The organism is Marinobacter daepoensis DSM 16072, assembly GCF_000421165.1.
GTDB lineage: Bacteria > Pseudomonadota > Gammaproteobacteria > Pseudomonadales > Oleiphilaceae > Marinobacter > Marinobacter daepoensis.
Genome location: NZ_ATWI01000015.1, coordinates 1 through 17919 on the forward strand (window position 1 = coordinate 1; position 17919 = coordinate 17919).

Annotated in this window: 18 protein-coding genes; 7 read left to right on the forward strand and 11 right to left on the reverse strand. The window is 54.2% G+C overall.

Annotated features, from left to right (window positions below; genetic code table 11):
• A partial coding sequence (locus K325_RS0116910) for an IS5 family transposase (protein ID WP_029655440.1) occupies positions 1–449 on the reverse strand: 449 nt, incomplete at its 3' end.
• Between the two features lie 95 nt (positions 450–544).
• Between K325_RS0116910 and K325_RS0116915 the strand changes: the two genes are divergently transcribed.
• From K325_RS0116915 to K325_RS0116945, 7 genes are all read left to right on the forward strand, one after another.
• Positions 545–937, forward strand: a complete 393-nt coding sequence (locus tag K325_RS0116915) for a helix-turn-helix transcriptional regulator (protein WP_084694276.1) — start codon at positions 545–547, stop codon at positions 935–937.
• Positions 938–1020: 83 nt separating this feature from the next.
• Positions 1021–1548 (forward strand): DMT family transporter, encoded by a 528-nt coding sequence (locus tag K325_RS0116920; protein ID WP_051146695.1) that lies wholly within the window; start codon positions 1021–1023, stop codon positions 1546–1548.
• Between the two features lie 49 nt (positions 1549–1597).
• Positions 1598–2200, forward strand: coding sequence for a nitroreductase family protein (locus tag K325_RS0116925; RefSeq protein ID WP_029655443.1), 603 nt, complete (start codon positions 1598–1600; stop codon positions 2198–2200).
• Positions 2201–2237: 37 nt separating this feature from the next.
• Complete coding sequence (locus K325_RS0116930) at positions 2238–3155, forward strand: LysR family transcriptional regulator (protein WP_029655444.1); 918 nt, start codon at positions 2238–2240, stop codon at positions 3153–3155.
• A gap of 132 nt (positions 3156–3287) precedes the next feature.
• Entirely contained in the window at positions 3288–3476 is a 189-nt protein-coding gene (locus K325_RS18630; RefSeq protein ID WP_228128480.1) for a helix-turn-helix domain-containing protein, read from the forward strand.
• Positions 3477–3487: 11 nt separating this feature from the next.
• Positions 3488–3823 carry a putative quinol monooxygenase gene (locus K325_RS0116935; RefSeq protein WP_051146696.1) on the forward strand — a complete coding sequence of 112 codons (336 nt, stop codon included), beginning with the start codon at positions 3488–3490 and terminating at the stop codon, positions 3821–3823.
• Between the two features lie 355 nt (positions 3824–4178).
• Entirely contained in the window at positions 4179–4931 is a 753-nt protein-coding gene (locus K325_RS0116945) for a hypothetical protein (protein ID WP_029655447.1), read from the forward strand.
• Between the two features lie 44 nt (positions 4932–4975).
• Here K325_RS0116945 and K325_RS0116950 read toward each other — a convergent pair whose 3' ends face one another.
• From K325_RS0116950 to K325_RS0116990, 10 genes are all read right to left on the reverse strand, one after another.
• The gene (locus K325_RS0116950) at positions 4976–6370 is read right to left on the reverse strand and encodes a hypothetical protein (RefSeq protein ID WP_029655448.1); all 1395 of its coding nucleotides are present in this window, start codon (positions 6368–6370) and stop codon (positions 4976–4978) included.
• A 288-nt stretch (positions 6371–6658) separates the two neighbouring features.
• Positions 6659–7579 (reverse strand): restriction endonuclease, encoded by a 921-nt coding sequence (locus tag K325_RS0116955; protein ID WP_029655449.1) that lies wholly within the window; start codon positions 7577–7579, stop codon positions 6659–6661.
• 442 nt (positions 7580–8021) lie between these two features.
• A complete protein-coding gene (locus K325_RS0116960) occupies positions 8022–8483 on the reverse strand; it encodes a flavodoxin family protein (protein ID WP_029655450.1) in 462 nt (153 codons plus the stop codon).
• Between the two features lie 118 nt (positions 8484–8601).
• Entirely contained in the window at positions 8602–9159 is a 558-nt protein-coding gene (locus K325_RS0116965; protein WP_029655451.1) for a PqiC family protein, read from the reverse strand.
• Positions 9160–9161: 2 nt separating this feature from the next.
• Positions 9162–10769 carry an intermembrane transport protein PqiB gene (pqiB, locus tag K325_RS0116970; protein WP_029655452.1) on the reverse strand — a complete coding sequence of 536 codons (1608 nt, stop codon included), beginning with the start codon at positions 10767–10769 and terminating at the stop codon, positions 9162–9164.
• Entirely contained in the window at positions 10762–11379 is a 618-nt protein-coding gene (locus tag K325_RS18310; protein WP_051146697.1) for a paraquat-inducible protein A, read from the reverse strand. Before K325_RS18310 ends, pqiB begins: the two co-directional genes overlap by 8 nt.
• Complete coding sequence (locus K325_RS18315) at positions 11376–12008, reverse strand: paraquat-inducible protein A (RefSeq protein ID WP_051146698.1); 633 nt, start codon at positions 12006–12008, stop codon at positions 11376–11378. The genes K325_RS18310 and K325_RS18315 overlap by 4 nt, the downstream gene beginning before the upstream one ends.
• Positions 12001–13431: an efflux transporter outer membrane subunit gene (locus K325_RS0116980; RefSeq protein ID WP_029655453.1), complete on the reverse strand. Its 1431-nt coding sequence runs from the start codon at positions 13429–13431 to the stop codon at positions 12001–12003. The genes K325_RS18315 and K325_RS0116980 overlap by 8 nt, the downstream gene beginning before the upstream one ends.
• A complete protein-coding gene (locus K325_RS0116985; RefSeq protein WP_029655454.1) occupies positions 13428–16577 on the reverse strand; it encodes an efflux RND transporter permease subunit in 3150 nt (1049 codons plus the stop codon). Before K325_RS0116985 ends, K325_RS0116980 begins: the two co-directional genes overlap by 4 nt.
• Positions 16578–16598: 21 nt before the next feature.
• The gene (locus K325_RS0116990) at positions 16599–17786 is read right to left on the reverse strand and encodes an efflux RND transporter periplasmic adaptor subunit (RefSeq protein ID WP_051146699.1); all 1188 of its coding nucleotides are present in this window, start codon (positions 17784–17786) and stop codon (positions 16599–16601) included.
• Between the last annotated feature and the right edge of the window lie 133 nt (positions 17787–17919).

Sequence of the window (17919 nt, forward strand, 5' to 3'; positions counted from 1 at the left end):
GAGCTGGGCGCAGAGATAATGGTGGCGTCCACAATGCTGCCTTCACGCAGCATCAGGCCATTTTTCTCCAGGTGCTTGTTCACTTCTTTGAACAGCACGTTGCCAAGGCCATGTTGCTCCAGGAAATGACGAAACTTCAGAATCGTGGTTTCATCCGGCAGACGGTCCAGCTTCAGCCCGGCGAACTGACGCATGGATTCGATCTCGTACAGCGCGTCTTCCATGGCAGGACCACTGAGGTTGTAGAACAACTGCATGCAGTGAACACGCAGCATGGCAGACAACGGATAGGGAGGGCGTCCGTTCTGACCCTTGGGGTAATATCGGGCCACCTTCTTCTCCAGCTGTTTCCAGGGAATCAGCTTGTCCATCCGTTCCAGAAAGATCTCGCGGCGGGTTTTGCGCTTCTTGGTCTGGTACTCGGCTTCGGAGAAAGTGATCTGATCCATGGTGGCAACGATCCTATGCGGTTGACGATGGCCGTATTATCGCTGATTTCGGAGACTTATTCAGAGTCTCCAATACACTTCAGGCAGACAGCGCCATGGCTGATCTGATCGGCGTGCTTCCCGGGCGGAAAATACGCTTTCTTGGGGGGCTTGCACCTCATATTTTGCAGAGGGTGGACGACTACATTGAGGCTTATCTCGCAACGCCAATCCACCTCAATGACCTTGCATCACTGGCTAACATGTCCGAGTACCACTTCCACCGCATGTTCCGGCTGGTACGCGGCTGCCCGCCCCACAGCTGGGTTACCCGGCGGCGGGTCTGCCGCACAAGGAAATATCTACGCTTAGAGGCACCGATTGCTGACATTGCGGTCCACTGCGGCTTTTCGAGCCAGAGTCATCTTACCCGCGTGTTTCGCGCGCAAACCGGTCGAACTCCTGCACAATTTCGCAAGCTTGCTCATGACAATTCCTCCGGCGAATAACCGTTTATAAATAATCGAATTTCCCGAAATAAAAGTACGGTGTGATACTAATCCACACCATTCTTGAAAAGCCGAGATGCTCCATGAAATCCTCGTTCCCACTATTCGCCTCTTCTTTAATTTTTCTGGCCATATTGGCGGGGGCGGTTGTTCCGTTCCAAGCTGCCAGCAACGCGTTGCTGGGCCGTACTTTTGGACACCCGCTCTGGGGGAGCATGACATCTTTATTGGTTAGTGTGATCGCTCTCATACCCGTGATGGCTTTGGCAAAAGTACCTTTTCCTTTGGTTAAAAGTGCTTTTCAGCTTCCCTTTTGGGCTTGGTTGGGCGGTGCAGCCGGAGTGTTTTTTATCACTTCGGCCTTGATAGTTGCGCCTCGAATCGGTGCAACAGCATTTATTGTCGCGGTGATTGCAGGGCAGTTATTGGTTTCGCTGACTATCGACCATCACGGATTGTTTGGGATGCCCGAGAAGCCAACAACTGTGGCCAAGGGTGTTGGTGTCGTTTTGATTTTTGCGGGTATGCTGCTCGTGCAGTGGTCACCATCTGCAACCGAAGGCAAGGATAAAACAATGCCCCCTCCAATGGAGCTGAGAAAAAACACATAACAGTTGAAGACCTATTATTTTTTTGCCAATTATGCGCAAAGGTAGACAAATGAAAAACCGATTTTTAGACATGATGGAACAACGACGCTCCATTTACCGTTTGAATCGCAATGTGACAACGCCACCGGAAACACTTACGCGATTGATTAAAGCAGTAGTAAAACAAACACCCAGTGCTTTTAATTCACAAAGTACCCGAGTTGTGGTGTTATTCGGGGAGCACCACCAAACGTTCTGGGAGCTGGTAAAATCTGCACTGGCACAACGAGTGCCCGAAAAGGATTACCCAAAAACTGAGGCGAAAATTGACGACAGTTTTGCCAGCGGCATGGGCACTGTACTGTTCTATGAGGATCGCCAGGTAGTTGACGAGCTGCAAAAGGCGCTTCCGCTATATGCAGAGCATTTTCCGTTCTGGTCTGAACAGGCCTCCGCAATGGCACAGTTTGCCGTCTGGGTTGCACTGACTGAGGAAGGCCTGGGCGCCTCCTTGCAGCATTACAACCCACTCATCGACAACGCAATCGCCCAACGCTGGAAACTGCCAGATCAGTGGGTTTTGCGTGCGCAAATGCCATTTGGCGGCATCGATCATACGCCCCACGAGAAAACTTTTATTGACGATGCCCAACGATTCAAAGTCTTCCTCTGAAGGCGAGTTGTTGTCACGCGACTAAGGTATTTGCGTTATGGGATTGCTAAGGCGTATAGATCTTAATCTGTTGCTAACCCTCCAGGCTTTGCTGGAGGAGAAGCATATTTCCCGGGCTGCGCTTCGACTACATAAAAGCCAACCAACCGTCAGCCACGCTTTGGCGCGGTTGCGCGAGCTGTTCGATGATCCACTTTTAGTGCGCAATGGCAATCGGTTTGAACTAACATCGCGTGCCAACGAGATACAACCACTACTGGAGGAAGCTCTCAGACGATTAGACAGTCTGCTTGACCCCCCTGGTTTTATTCCCGGGCAAAGCCGGCGCATGTTTCGGCTTGCAATGTCAGACTACGGAGCCCAGGTAGTATTGCCCCAGCTGATCCGAGCCATACGTGAGGTTGCGCCCGGTATTGAGCTAGTCGTAAAGTACGCAAGTCGAGAGGCTATGGTTGCTGGTCTAGTTGATGGGGAGATCGACCTGGCTCTAGGCGTTTTTCCGCCACTCGGCGATCAATTGCACCGCCAAACCCTTTTTACTGAGACTTTTGTCTGCGTTGCTGATGCCGAAACCCTGGTCGATGGAATACCAGATCTGAATGCATGGCTACGAAGACCCCATGTTCTGCTGACAGTGAACCCTGAGGCGGAAAATGAAATTGACCTGGCCTTGGAACAGCAAGGCTTGCAGCGGCATATTGCCTTGCGCCTACCCTACTGGGGGGTAGGCAGTGACATAGTCTCGGGTACGGATTTAATACTGACCGTAGCCCGTCGAAACACAGCAAGTGTTGCGTTGAATACCCGCTTCTCAGTGTTTGAGCCGCCGTTAGCAATTGCTCCCTTTAGGTTCGAGCAAGTCTGGCATTCACGGAAAGAAAGTGACACTGCCCATCGATGGCTAAGGGAATTAGTAGCTGATTTGGCGGCCGATGAATTGTTTTACGCTTATTAGTAATTTCACGCTGACACATAGGGCTTGGCGCAAACCACCTGGCCTTGCACTGATCCATCAGGCAACATCACGGGCAACCTCTTCTGACGGTAGAGTGGCTGGTTGTGCCATTTCACGAGCCATTCGCGGAGAGTGGACGACTACATTGAGGCATATCTCGCAACGCCAATTCACCTCACTGACCTTGCCTCACTGGCGAATATGTCCGGATTCCACTTCCACCGCATGTTCCGGCTGGTGCGCGGGTGCCCGCCGCACAGTTGGGTTACCACGCGGCGGGTCTGCCGCGCCAGGGAACTTCTATGCTCTGTTAGCACTTAGGAAAGAAGTGGATGTTTATCGTAGTGTATGAGTTTGAAATAAAGGACGGTACCGAAACTTCGTTTCGTGAAGCTTGGCTTGAAGTCACCAAAGCCATTTATGAGCATTGCGGTAGTTTTGGTTCAAGGCTTCATACCTCGGACAGGCCAAATATCTTAGTTGGCTATGCTCAGTGGCCCAATCGAGAGCAATGGGAAAAAGATCATCAAATAGCCGATGAAAGTTACCAAAAAGCACGCAGTGAAATGCGGAGTTGCTTAGTCCGGTCAACAACAGTTTATAAACTGGAAGTCAGCGGTGATTATCTGCAGGGAGATTTTGCATTGAATAACTCGCGGTCTCAATAACTAAGTGCAACACCCTCTAATCGAGTATCGTGTGGCCTTGGAAAACACTATCATCACCTCAGCACCACTGATCGCCAGACACTCATATTTTTGAAGCATTAGGATCATAGCCTTCGCGCTATTGCCCGATAGCTGGCGCGGGACCAGCATGGCAACGAGGTAAAAATAATGGGCCGGTTCCGGCCATTTTTCAGGGGCCGAATGCTTGCGTGTCACCAGCATTCACTGGAGGCTTCCGCGCACTGTTTTACATTCATAAGCTTTGGAAGCTGGCGATTCGTCATCGGTTGAGTAATTAAAGTTTCTCGGGAATACTCCGATAACTAAATAGAGTCTTTTGAAGGAGGTTAACAGAATGGACTTGAACCACTTGTCGCGTTCGATTAATCAACAGGATGTGTACTCCAATGGTAACGCAAAGATCACGCGGGCGACCCCAATTGATGCGGAGTTCCGGCCCACGGAGGTGACGTCGGTTATTTATCATGGCTCAAAAGATAATCTTCCAGATACCAACGGCCATGTCATTGACAGAATATACAAAATGCCGAAGGAAAGTCCTGAAGCATCCCGTACCAGAATGATTGAGATGATGCAGACGTTGTCCAAAGGGATTGCCACGGCATCAGCTGACCTAAAGCGCGCCTATGATATGGCAATCGAATCCCTACAACCGGATCTGCAGAAAAAGGATTGGGGATTTTCCGTTGCCAACGGTGCATTGGTATTTTCGGAAGGTAGCAACGCCCTATCATCTGAGGATCGCAACGCCCTTGAGGACGCGTTTTCAGCAGTGGATGTCAAGTATCATGCCAACCAGGTGGCTTCTACGATGAGTCGGGCGCTCGAACTGGATCGTGGACCGGCTGGCGTGAGTAATGGTATCGGTCGGTTCGACGTCTCCCAGGAAAACTTTGGGGAAATTGTTGATCTTCGCACCTACCTGCAGGCGCATGAACCGGGAGGAAGCTACGACTTGAACCCGATAGACCCTACTGATTACGAAAGCCTCTTCGCTTACGGTGGACGTGCCTTGATGGATCAGATCAGCGCTAACGCCTCCGTTGGCTATTCCAAGCCTGACGATTTTGGGCTGATCACGCTGTAGGCAGAGTCAAGTCGAGGCCCAAACATTGCTTGGGCCTCGGACATTTACTGAATGGTCTGGTCGCAGACGTGTCCCAAGGTCACGGCCGGATAGTTATCGCCTCCTACTCCTACGTCATTATGATCTGTATCCTTCACCCGAATCCACCATTCCCCGACATTAAACTCCGATAGCCACGTATAGCCGCCTGAATAATCAGTGGTGGAATAGGAGCCAATGCAATCAGGTAATGAGATCGTATTACTGGCGATGCCACTCGACTTGCTAATCACGGTATCGCCTGTCAATGGAATGTCATTAGTATAATAATAAAAAGTTACCTCTGCCCCTTCGACGGGATTTCCTCTGGAATCAAGAACTCGCATGGACCAATTCAACTCGTTATGTACCTGGTCAGTTAGGAAAACAGGTGTATTACTCATGCGAACTAGATTCTCATCGCTTCCGACATCCACGCTGTCGGAAGCAGTGACCCGGGCCCCCACTACTAGCTCATATTCATGTGCTGGATTAACGGGCGCTGCCGGATTCGGGGAAACCCGAACGTGAAGTGTATAGGGCGTTGGTAAGTCATTAAGGTTGTAGAGTGTGTTGGTGTTTAGAGAGCTCCAGGCGGTGCCTGTAAAGTACTCGACCACCCACTCGTTTTGACTGTAGGTATCGGTGAATCGTAGCTGCAAATCTTGTCCATTTTCTGCAACGAAACTGAAATAATCGATATCCTGGGCGCTGTCCATACTACCGATCATTGGAGTTCGGTTATTGGGGATAGTTGTTGACAGGCTTACTGCGTCATTCAGCTCATGGGCGTCTATAGCTGTATTCGCTATTGCCCCAAACTGAAAGGCTGATCCATCCGAGGCATTAGCATCCATCAACCAGTAGTAGTTTCCAGGTTGCGTAAGTGCCAGAAGCCCTTCATCGGCGTTACCGGGCTGGTCCGATGTCCCAAGTGACGTCAGAGTATCGTCTTCCTCGTGCCTCACCAACGTCAGCGCGAAATCCGTATTGGCATTTTGTCCAGTCAAGAACACTTGTGTTTTGGCACGCTGCGTTATTTCAAAGTGATAGCAGTATGAGCCTCCCGTAGTGGTGCCGTCCAGCGTGTACGAAGTGTCTGTGCTGAGCGTGGTGCAGAGTGGAGTTATGGCGCTGGTTGCTATTTTCGATTGTATTTGAGTATCCGTCTCTGATGTGGCATCAACCTTAGGTTGGCGCTCCAACGGTTTATATGACCGGACCGGCACCGCTTCGAAGTTGTAGTAGGTCTTTTCTGGTTGGGTAGACGCTGCCTGGCCCTTGCCGCTAGAGATTGTTTCGATCTTAGAAAAATCTGCTGGGGCAGATGAAAGTGGGACAGACGGGGCTGCAAGAAGTGATGGTGAGCCAAGGACGCAAACCACGATACAGGATGAGGAAAAGACTCTAATCTTGTGCACAATGTTCTCCTTTTACTGAAATATTGCACTGATCCTCAGTGCAAGCATTCAAAGAATAGTAGAGCCCTACTGGAACCGTGCAACAAAATGTTACTTTATATCGTGTTGTTGTTATCAGTGCACCTTGACGACTCACGACTAATCGTGTTGCCCGAGCAATTCAACGTACCATTTCAGATGGCCGGAGTGTCTAGGATATCGGGGGCTTGCCACCGGCAGCAAAAAAGACAGATAGACGAGGAACGAGGAGCGTCATTTTTTGCTGCCCGCGTTCATGGTTTTTTTAGCTCATCGCGTGATTTCATGTACCTTCAGATAGATATTGCCAGTGTGAGCAGCATGCCGCTTCTTGCGGAGCAACAAAGTGACAAAATCAATCCGCTCCTCCAGAACTGCCATCAAATCGGCTCCATCCATCAAGATGATGCTTGGCCTTGCGCTGGAGTGTGCTGCGACTCCATCTGGCGAAAATCCGTTCATAGACAAGAATACGCCAAGGGTGTTTTCTAGTTTGCGTTCGACCTTTCGCGAGAAGGCATCGAGATCTTCAACGCCAATGAGTCCCTGTTGCCATTTCGCCTCAAACAGGTAATCAGTGCCCTCCAGAAAAAAGCCACCATCTATTTGTTCGCCAACATTTCGGAAGGATGCTTTCGGATCGAGATCAAAAAGCTCGAACACGTCATACATTAAACGTTCGAGATCAAATCCGCGATTTTGCGGATTCGTTCCCGCCGCGATTGCCATAAAGCGCGTGTTCAATTCGGCCAGTTTCGCTCGGACTGCCTGATTTGACCTGAGCTTTTCTTCTCGCTCTTTTTGCCTACGTTCAAATTCTTCCTCATCTTTCTTCTTGTCTTGATGAGGTTCTACCAGTTGTCGTAGTTGTTCGACAGCCTCTTTGGCTCTGCGCGCTTTTTGCTGACCGCCATCAAGCTGCTCTAGGTGTGAGAAATTGCAAATGCTAGTCACTTCGTAGCAAAGCTTGGTCAGGTCACCTAGATACCTGTCCTGATTACCGGTCAAAGTATCCACCAAATCAGCAACTATTTGCCGTTTGTAGTTTTCCCAGTTCAAGGAACTTACCAGCGCTTTGTTGCTCACTGAATTCGAAAGAAAGCTCCGTAGGTCGGCCTTGTACCAGTAGACGCTACACAGAGATTCCTTAAGAGCGACGATTGCCGCAGGTGATAATCGTTTTGCTGCCATCTTTCTCCCTTCCCCCTGAAAAGCTAACAGCAATTAGACAGCGCGCTTTATCATTACAGAAATTTGACTACGTGATTATTACTAACTTCGAACCATTGCCAACTCTACACATGAATCAATAAAACAATAGCTTAGCCGAGCATGGCCATCTCTGCCATGTAACCATTCAACGTCTGCAATTTGCTCCGCAAACCATAATGGATGTATGGACTGTGATGAGTTTGGAAGTTCCGGAAGAAAGCCCTAACTCGAATGTCCGCTTTTGTTTAAAAAAAGACATTCCGGGCGGCCTCAAGCGGTTGCCTGTGTGACCGCAAAGTGGCCAAACTGACCAACTTATGGTTCCCATAAAAATAGATATTAAGAGTCTGCTCAAGATGGCCATTGCCATATGAGGGGTTTGGCAGGTTAGCTGGGCTTAGTTTTTCCTCAACTGACCATCTCAGATAATTCCCGCCTCCAGGCTGGCTGCCATCGACAACCCCAGCCTCTCACATTGATCAGCAAACTCCTCCTGAAATTCCCCACGACAGATGAGAGGCTCTTGAACCAGACGCCATCTTAAGCCGGTAGTAATGCTCTCTATTGCTCTGTGAGTACCCGTGCCGTCGTGACCTGCCCGAACATAGAACGCAAAAGGAAGTCCCTCAGTCTTTTCGAGGCACTCATAGTAACATCGATCAAACACATCCTTGATCAAACCTGCCATGTAACCGAGGTTTTCGGTGGTACCGATGACGATGGCATCACAGCTCAGAATGTCATCAGGCCCTGTCTCCAGTGGCGCTTTAACAATCACGTCCACCCCGACAATGTCCGGATGGCAGGCCCCCTTCTCAAGGGCATCCCGCATACGGATGGTGTTCAATGAGGGCGCATGGGCACACACCAGAAGTCGTTTCACTCTTTTCCTCCAGACCGGTTAGCCTGAGCAGTAGTGTGCCGTTTGTGGAGGCTGCGGTCACGCCCCCGGAGCGGTTTTCCACTCGGTTTCCGGTCTCAACCGCCGGAGCGCACCGTATTCAGGGAGCTCTTTCGGGCACCGTTGCAACAATGGCCTCGGCCAACTGGTCGAGCAGCCGGGCATGGGCTTCAACCAAAGCCGGATATCCGTCGGAGGACTGGGCCACGGTGCGGTCAAAATGCCCTCTAACCACCTGCCCGGCCTCATCTTCAAGAGCATAATCAGCACGCAGGCGTACGCTGCCTTTCTCCGTCCCGAGCAGTTCCTCTACCACAACATCAACCCGGTAATCCGTCGCTACCGGTTCGTTTGCCAAGCGGTTTGAGAGATATCGGGTTAGCCCCTCGCGTGGCGGCTCAGCCCAGCGGTGAAAGCGGGCCGGGCGAACCTCAGTGGCCGATACCATCAACATCACCTCCTGAGCCTCCAGATACCCAGGTACAGCCACATGAGCCAGCGACAGGCGCCCCGGGCTGACCGGGCTCGCCTCCCCCTGAGGGACTCTCAAAAGATAAGTATGTCTCTCCGGCGCAGGCTGCGTCGCACAGCCGGATACCAGGAAGGCCAGCAGGGTCAGCAGGGATGTCCGGAACCACCGGGAATAGCATGTTTTCATGGTTAATGTCTCACTTTCGGTTCTGGATCTGGTGCCCATTCAGGCGGGAAAAGGAGCGCGCTGGGCTGATCTCCGATGGTCTCTGTCAGCGACTTCACCTCACGCAGGGTGGCATTCAGTTGCTGAAGAGAGCGATTAACGTTCTGCTCAGTCTCTGAGCCTGCCCCATAGTTCTCCACGGTTTCCCTAACGGCGGCCATTGTCCCAGCCAACGCTCCAGGCAATTGCATGGTGTCCTCCTGGCTCACCAGTGCACTAACAGAATCCAGAGTGTCGCGCAGCGACGACAGGGCTACCCGGGTCTCATCCAGTGCCGCCTCCATAGGCAGGCCATTAAGCTTGGTCAGTAACGTTGAAAGCTGCTCCTCCAGTCGGACCAGGCCAGTCTCAACGGTAGGAATGGTTGGATACCCGCGATAGCGCCCAACCTGGCCTCCATCCTCTGCCGCCCGGTAATCCAGCGCGACAAACAACTCACCGGTCAGGACATTGCCGGTTTCAAGGCTGGCACTGAATCCCGATTCAGAGACGATCCGGTCGATCCTGTGCCGGACTTCCTCAACGGAGGACCAAACATCCGGCAACCCGATCCGGCCCGGCTCAACGCGAATAATGACCGATACGGCATTGGCCTGGTCAGATTCAGCCAGTTCAACGCTCATGATTTCCTTCACCGTTCCAACCCGGATCCCACGATAATCAACCGGAGCGCCCTCACTCAGGCCCCGCAAGGATCTATGGAACAGGAGAGCGTAATCCACCCCCACGGAATACGGTGCATCTTCTGCCTCCCACTGGGACTGATAAAGGCGGAATCGGGCGCCGGCCTCAACCACCTCGCCCTTCCCCGACTCCTCCGGTACGGAAAAGGCAATCCCTCCCGACATCAGCGCCGTCAGGGACTGTGTATTGACTTCGATACCGTCTGCGCTGGTCGAGACATTAATGCCGCTGGCGTTCCAGAAGCGGGTATTGCTGGTAATCACTTTATCGTAGGGCTCCTCTATGAGTACCGTGATGCGTGACTCCCGGTAATCGTCAGACAACCCCACTGACTCAACGCGCCCCACCCTTAACCCCCGGAACAGGACAGGCGCCCCGGTGGTCACTGAAGAAGCAGATTCACCATAGAGCTCAACACGCAGCCCCGCAGCGCCAGGCAGGGAATCTGGTTCCTGATCCAACCCCTGAAAGCTGCGCTGGGCCTCCCCCTCTTTCCCCGGGTACAGCTCGATGTAGGCGCCAGAAAGCAGGGTTCCAAGGCCAGAGACTCGCTCGGCAGTGATTCGCGGCCTGACCACCCAGAATTTCGTTTCCTGATTCAGCAAGTGGCGGGTACCCGGGTCGAGACGAGCGGTCACCATTACGCCATCAAGGTTATCGGACAACCGGATGTCCTCAACCACACCGATGTCGACACTCAGGGCTCGCACCCGGGTGCGCCCGGCTTCAAGGCCTTCGGCGGTACTCAATGAAATCTGCACTAAAGGCCCCTGAGCCAGATAGTACTGAACGGTCACCCAACCACCGATGGCCAGAACCAGTATCGGCAGCAGCCAGACCAGGCTGATTTTTCGCGCCGGTGTTACAGACGCGGTTGGCTCATTCATAGTTTGATTTCTCACTAACGTCCCACAGCAGGCGCGGGTCAAACTGCGCGGCTGCAACCATGGTGACAATAACGACACCGGCGAAGCTGAGTGCTGCCGGACCGGGATAAAAGGAAATGATGTTGCCGAGCCTGACCAGTGCGACGAGGATCGCCACCACAAAGACGTCAATCATAGACCAGCGCCCGATGAATTCGGTCAACCGGTACAGGAAGGCAACTTTGTGGGGGTTTCCAATGCGCTGACGACGCACCACTTCACACAGGTAAAGCAGGATCGCCAGCTTGGCCACAGGGACAAACACACTGGCCACGAAAATTACCAGTGCGATCCCTACAGACCCCATTTGCCACAGAGTGACAACGCCGCCAAAAATGGTGCTGGGGCCGGAAGCCCCGAGATAAACCGTGTACGTGATCGGCAACAGGTTTGCGGGTATGTACAGCACAATCGCAACCAGAGTCAGCGCATAGGTTCTCTGCAGGGAATGAGGGATACGTGAATACAGATGACTGCCACACTGGCTGCATTGAGCCACGGAACCCGGGTTGACCTTGTGGCACACCGAGCAACCCACCTTCCCGGCCGACCTGGCGGTTCGAGGCATCATCTGGCGCCCCCCCGGCTCTGAGCAAGAAGGCGCCAGATGCTGACCTTGTCCAGTGAAGCAATCGCCCCCACCAGCGCAAAAGACAGGCCGAGGTAGGCCCAGAGCGAAACCCCCAGTTCAACCGTGGCCATGGCAGCGATTTTCACCAGACTCACAAACACTCCGATGATAAAGACCTCCACCATGCTCCAGCTTGTCAGCCCAAAGAGCAGCTTGGTTGCGGTTGCCACCCCAGCCGATGGCTTTTGCCGGTAGATAAACGAAGACACCACGAGAACACAGGCCACCAGAACCGCTGGCGCAATCACAATAAACACCATAACCAGAGCCGACAGCACATAACTGCCATCCAGCAACAACGCCCAACTGGCCTGGATCAGGGTCATCCGGTTTTCCACGCCGGCGCTTTCGAAAGACATGAACGGAAACGACAGCGACAACAGCAACAACAACGCTGCACATACACCAAGAGGGAGGGCCCGCCTGAGACGAGCCTCCCCGCTATAACTCAATGTGTGATGACATCTGGGGCAACCGAGCCGGGCATCTTCCTGGATGCCCGGCAGTCTCACCATGAGATCGCACTCAGGGCAGGCAACCACCTCGGCCGCACCAGACGATTCAGTCATCGGTCGGCGCCTGGGCTTCAGCGACCGACACCAGGTCGGTATCCGACCACCCTCCGCCGAGCGCGCGGTATATGTCGAGGTAAGCCACCAACTGGCTCAGTTGCGCCCGGGCAAGGTTCAGCTCAGCCGACAACAGCTGCCGCTCCGAATCTAGGACCGACAGGTAATCCGCCACCCCACTGGAGAAAAGAGAACGCTGGACCTCAAGGCTCGACTGAACCGCCGTCAGGTAGTCCTGATTCGCCTCGATCGCCGCTGCAGAGTAGTCGTACGCGTAGACACCATCAGACACTTCTTTGAGGGCCTGGAGAACCGCACCGCGATAGGCGTACAAAGCGCTCCGTGTTGCCGCCCGGGCAGCCTCTTCATTACCCTTGGCACGCCCCCAGTCGATGATTGGAAGGTCAATGTATGGCCCCCAGCCACTGAAGTTCAGGGAATTTCCACTGCTGCCCAGATCACCAAAGTCCGTCGCGTATCGGCCAGCAAATCCACTCAGACCAATGGTCGGAAAGGGAAAGCGGTTGGCGACAGCAACACCCACCTTTGCGGTGGCGGCGTGCAGCTGCTGCTCAGCACTGCGAACATCCGGCCGGCGATCCAGCAACTCTGCCGGCACCCCGAGCGCCAGGGCGCGGTTGCCCAGATTCCGGACGGGCAACCCCTCTGGCCGATCGTCAAAGTGCCGGGGGCTCTGCCCCAGCAGGATGGAGAGTGTATTTTCCGCGTGAGCGATCGCCTTTCGGATCTCTGGCAGACGGGTGCGCGTCGCCGCCACCTCAGCCGCCACCTGGCGCTCTTCAGCTCTGGAAGCAACACCGGCCTCGACCTGCGACTGCACCAGGGCAAGGGACTGCTCCCGGGTCACCAGCGTCCGCTCGATAATCCGGAGCTCCTCATCCAGCTCCAGCAGGGCGAACCAGGTCTGCGCCACACTGACCACCAGCGTCGACATGACCGCCCGGGAACCTTCCTCTGTGGCCAACAGGCTGGCTTGGGCCGCTTCATTAGCCCGGCGGATCTTGCCAAGAACGTCCAGCTCCCAGGTAAACCCGACCCCGGCATTGTAGGTGGCATCGTCGCCACCACCACCCGGAGCAACATCGGTGTTCAACGATCCGCGGATTTCAGGCCCATAGCCACTCTTTTCAACCCCCATACGCGCCCGGGCCTCCTCAACCCGGGTCAACGCGATGGAAAGATCAGTATTCTGCGCCAACGCCGTCCTGATCAGCTGCTCCAGATACGGATCGTCAAAAAGATCGAACCACTCAACATTGGCCAGCGACTCTGCATCCGTAGCGGGTTCCCCAACTTCATAACCAGGCGCCAGCACGTCCATGTCAGGGCGTTGGTAATCCGGCCCTACGGCGCATCCTCCGAGGCCAGCGATTGCCACGGCAACCATCAATAGTTTTTTCATTGTTCGGCGATCTCCCGGTTCTTTTTGCCGCCCGTGAACTTTTCAGACAATTTCTGAACCATCACGTAGAACGCCGGCACAAAGAACACCCCCATCATGGTGGCCACAAACATGCCGCAGAACACCACCAGGCCAACCGAGTTCTTGGAGGCACTACCTGCCCCCGAGGCGATCATCAACGGCACCACCCCAAGGATGAAGGCAAAAGACGTCATCAGAATGGGGCGCAGACGCAACCTGGCCGCGGCAATCGCCGCATCAATCAGGGAGTACCCTTTCTTCTCGTAGTGCAGCTTGGCGTATTCAACAATCAATATGGCGTTCTTGGCCGATAGCCCAACCAGAGTTACCAGACCAATCTGGCCATAAACGTTGAACTCCATACCCGTTGCCAGCAAACCGGCAAAGACCCCGAGCAAACCAAAAGGAACAGCCAGCAGAACCGCAAACGGCACGCTCCAGCTTTCATAGAGCGCCGCCAGGAACAGGAACACCGCGACAATCGACAACAACAGAACGTAGGTGCCGGTGTTTCCGGTTTCGACTTCCTCCAGCGTCTGGCCAGACCAGGTATAGCCAAAGCCGTCAGGAAGTTCGGTCGCAGCAACTTCTTTCAGCGCGTCCAGAACCTGTCCGGTGCTGTACCCCGGTGCGGGAATGCCGGTCAGCTCCGCAGACGGGAACAGGTTGTAACGCATGATGTAACGGGGTGACGTGCTCGGCTCATAGCTGACCAGAGTGTCCAGCGGCACCATCTCGCCTGACGCATTACGTACATGCAGCTCCGACAGCGTTTTGATATCTCTCCGGAACTCCGGCTCAGCCTGCAGGCTTACCCGGTAGTTTTCCCCGAACACGGTGAAATCATTAACCTGATAGCTACCAAGGAAGATTTGCAGCGTGCCAAACACTTCGCTGACCGGAATGCCCAGCTTCTTGATCTTTTCCCGATCCACCTCAAGCCGATAGTTCGGCGTCGCAGACGCATATGTGGTGCTGAGATGCGCGATTTCCGGGCGCGCCGTGGCGGCCGCAATAAACTGCTGGGTCATGGCCGACAATTCATCCGGTGACTGACCCCGTTGAGCCTGCAACATCATGGATACGCCAGACACCGCCCCATAGCCAGGAAGGGCCGGAGGGTTGAAGGCAAACACCATGGCCTCCTCGGTCTGGCTTCCGATTTCCTGGGCTTTCCCCAGCAAGGCACTGAGCTGCTCTTCCGCATTCTGGCGGTCGCCCCAGTCCTCAAGCTGGACAACCAACAGGCCTCCGTTGGACGCAGACACGCCGGTAATCAGGTCAAAGCCGGTAATCCCCAGAACACCTTCCACTCCGGGCAGGGCCTGCAGCTTCTCGGAGACATCGTTCACCACGGCTTCTGTCCGGGTGGTGGTGGAGGCTTCGGGCAACAGGGCCTGAACAAAGAATGCCCCCTGGTCTTCCTCTGGCACAAACCCGGTCGGGGTGACCGAAGACAACGCATAGATACCGATGATCAGGATCACAAAGAACAGCGCCAGGCGTTTCAGCGCACGAACCATAGACCCCGTCAGTTTCAGATACCCCTGGGTGAACTGATCAAATCGCCGATTGAAGCCCCGGAAAAAGCGCGTCATCAACCCGGGATTTTCCTCAACTTCAGCTTTACGCTTGAGAATCGAGGCACACATAACCGGCGACAACGTCAGCGCAACCAGAGCGGAGAACATGGTGGAAACGGCGATGGTCAAAGCAAACTGCTTATACAGCTGCCCTGTCACACCGGGCACAAACGCCATGGGAATGAAAACAACCGCAAGCACCAACGCCATAGCCACCAGGGCGCCTGAGACTTCATCCATCGCCTTTTTAGTCGCTTCGAAAGCCGACAAACCCTCGCTTTCCATCTTTTCTTCAACGGCTTCCACAACCACGATCGCGTCGTCCACCACAATCCCGATGGCCAGCACCATCCCAAACAGTGACAACGTATTGATGGAGAACCCGAGCACCTGATAGCTGATGAACGTGGCAATCAGGGAAATGGGCACCGCCAGCATCGGAATAAGGGTCGCTCGCCAGTTCTGAAGGAAGATAAAGACCACAATCGTGACCAGCACCAGCGCCTCAATGAAGGTTTTGACCACCTCATCGATGGATGCCTCAACAAACTTCGACGTGTCATAGACAACCGAGTAGTCCACTCCGGAAGGCAGGTCTCCGCTCAGTTCCTGCATTTTGGCGCGGAGCAACTCCGAGGTTTCCATCGCATTGGCGCCGGGAGAAAGGTACACAGCAAAGGCCGAACTGACGTTGTCATTGAACTGACCATAAATGTTGTAATCCTTGGCCCCCAGTTCCACCCGGGCAACGTCTTTAAGGCGCAGGATAGAACCGTCACTGTTGGCTCTCAGGATCACGTTCTCAAAATCACTGACTTCCACCAAACGTCCCTGCAGTGTCAGGGAATACTGAAAACCACTCTCGGTATCGGCAGGCGGCTGGCCAACCTGCCCGGCGGCAGCCTGCTTGTTCTGCTCCTGAATCGCCGCCACAATATCAGACGGGGTCAGGCCCAGCGCTGCCATACGATCGGGTTTCAACCAGACCCGCATACCGAACTCGGAGCCAAAGACCTTCAGGTCCCCCACCCCCGGAGTTCGCTTGAGTTCATCCACCCAAAAGTTGTTCAGATAGTTGTCGAGGAATGACCGGTCTTTGCTGTTGTCCGGGGAATAGACGGCCGCGAACATCAGCACATCGGGGGATGATTTAGCGACCGAAACCCCAATGTCGTTAACCTCCTGCGGAAGACGCGACGACACCTGACTCACACGGTTCTGGGTTTCCACCGCGGCGATATCAACATCCCGCTCCAACGCAAACGTCACCTGAATCCTCGCCGAACCGTCGTTTCCGGCCACGGCGCGGATATAACGCATGTCAGTGACGCCGTTGATCTGAGAATCCATGGGAGAAATAACCGAATCAATCACGGTCTCCGCATCGGCACCCGGGTACACGGTATTAATGTCTACCGTTGGGGGCGCGACTTCGGGAAACTGGGAAACTGGCAAACCGACAAGGACCAACAGACCCGACAGCACCAGTACAATGGAGAGAACGACCGCAAAGACCGGCCTCTGGAGGAAAAACTTAGCCATAATTAAAAGCTCCCGGGCCCGTTATTGCTGTTTGCCACTGTCCGCAGCGGACTGATCCAGAACATCAACAAGAACACCATCCCTTGCTTTCTGGATACCTTCGACGACAATCCGGTCACCGGCATTCAATCCGTCCTCGATGATCCACAGGCCTTGCTGTCTCGGCCCGACGGCAACCTCCACCTTCCGCGCAATATCTTCCTCATCAACCGTTGTCACCCGATAACTGTTCAGCAATTGCTCGACCGCTTTATCAGGCACCGCGAGAACGTTCTCTCTCGTCTCTGTAACCAGCTCTATTCGCGCGAACATCCCCGGACGCAGCGTGCCCTCAGGATTCGGGAAATCCGCACGCATTCTGATGGTACCGGTAGACGGGTTCAGGGCCCGGTCGGAGAAGTTAATGACACCGGGATGGCCATACAGCGTACCGTCACTCAGATACAGGCTGACGGGCACCTGCTTGTCCCTGGCGCCGTTATCAATGTTTCCGTGGCGGCGCTCGTACTCAATCAGCTTTGGCTCACTGACGCTGAATTCCACCCTCGACATATCCGTCGTCGACACCTCTGCCAACAGCGATGAGCCCGCCGTGATCAGATCACCGATATCAACTTCTGCCGCACCGATCCGGCCAGACACCGGCGACACGATAGAGGCATATTCAACGGCCAACCGGGCCTGCTCCACCAGAGCCTTGCTATTCTCAATTCTCGAACGTGCCGCCGACATGGTTGCGTAAGCGTTGTCATAAACCTGGCGGGCTATGGCCTGGGTTTCCAGAAGCGGTTCATAACGCTCCACGTCCAGCCGCGCCCTTTCGTAATCACTTCGGGCCGCATCGAGGGAGGCCTCTGCCTCCAGAACACGGGCTTTCAGATCCCGGTCATCGATGGTGAACAGAAGATCGCCCTGGTTCACGTAAGCGCCGTCTTCAAAGTGTTTTTCAAGCAGGACCCCGGAGACCCGTGCCCGAAGCTGGACTTCCTGCTGGCTGCTGACCTGGCCGGTAAAGCGTTCAAACAGCTCGATATCCTGGGGGGCAAGCGTCATGACATGAACCGGCACAGCTGGCGGAGCAACACTTTTCTCCTCGGCGCAACCTGACAGCAGTGATGCACACAGAAGCGCGATGGGCAGGCCGAGCCTGCGTGGAGAAAACGTCATTCCAGAGCGGTTTGACGCGTTGTTACGTCGGTTTGTTTTCATAACCCCCCCAAGGGTATCCAGTGGTTTCAGGCCATCAGAGAGCCTAAAAACATAAATTTCCGTTAATGTTCTAAAGGTAGTCGCACCAGGCGGCGACTCCACCTCATGGCATGATCTACATCAAAGCAAAATA